The following is an 809-nucleotide window of genomic DNA, read 5'->3' on the forward strand; positions in this document are numbered from 1 at the left end:
GCGTTCTTCAGTTTCTTTTTCAGGTAAGCACGTGCTTTCAAGTCTTCGTTCAGCATGGCAGCGAAATTACCGTTGCCTGCATACCAGCGCGAAGCCCAGTTACGGGTGACCGCCAGACGGAAACCGGTTGGATGAATTTTCTGACCCATCGTGGCTCCTTAGTTACCGACAGTCACGTAAACGTGACAGGATTGTTTCGAAATACGGTCGCCACGGCCTTTTGCACGCGCGGTGAAGCGCTTCAGGACGGGGCCCTTTTCGACGTAGATCGTTTTCACGAACAATTCGTCGATGTCCGCACCATCATTGTGCTCGGCATTCGCAATAGCGGATTCCAGAACGCGTTTGATGATCGCAGCACCTTTTTTCGGGCTGAATTGCAAGATGTTGAGTGCAGCGTCAACTTTCTTGCCACGGATCAGGTCAGCAACCAGGCGGCCCTTTTGGTCCGACAGGCGCACACCTTTGAGGATAGCTTTAGTTTCCATTATTTCTTAGCCTTTTTGTCAGCTGCATGGCCCTTGAACGTACGGGTCAGTGCGAATTCGCCGAGCTTGTGACCAACCATGTTTTCGGAAACATAAACCGGCACGTGCAGCTTGCCGTTATGAACCGCGATCGTCAGGCCGATAAAGTCAGGCATGATTGTCGAACGACGCGACCAGGTTTTGATTGGCTTTTTGTCTTTGGCTGCTTGCGCGGCTTCAACTTTTTTCACCAGGTGGGCGTCACAGAACGGCCCTTTTTTCAATGAACGTGTCATGTGCTACCCCTTATTTCTTGCCGCGGCGCGAGACGATCATGGAAGT

General features: G+C 51.8%; 2 protein-coding genes and 1 pseudogene. All 3 read right to left on the reverse strand.

Annotated features, from left to right (window positions below):
- Nucleotides 1-149 (reverse strand): annotated as a pseudogene (locus tag ASN89_RS26745) (30S ribosomal protein S3); the annotation flags it as partial.
- Between the two features lie 9 nt (nucleotides 150-158).
- Nucleotides 159-491, reverse strand: a complete 333-nt coding sequence (gene rplV, locus ASN89_RS26750; protein ID WP_170840583.1) for a 50S ribosomal protein L22 — start codon at nucleotides 489-491, stop codon at nucleotides 159-161.
- The gene (rpsS, locus tag ASN89_RS26755; protein ID WP_008444295.1) at nucleotides 488-763 is read right to left on the reverse strand and encodes a 30S ribosomal protein S19; all 276 of its coding nucleotides are present in this window, start codon (nucleotides 761-763) and stop codon (nucleotides 488-490) included. Before rpsS ends, rplV begins: the two co-directional genes overlap by 4 nt.
- Nucleotides 764-809: the final 46 nt, after the last annotated feature.

Source organism: Janthinobacterium sp. Ant5-2-1 (assembly GCF_001445815.1).
In the GTDB taxonomy this organism is placed as follows: Bacteria; Pseudomonadota; Gammaproteobacteria; order Burkholderiales; family Burkholderiaceae_D; genus Janthinobacterium; species Janthinobacterium lividum_E.

What these genes read in the sequence shown, in the direction of transcription:
- rpsS (WP_008444295.1), bottom strand. Translation starts at nt 763, where the DNA reads ATGACACGTTCATTGAAAAAAGGGCCGTTCTGTGACGCCCACCTGGTG.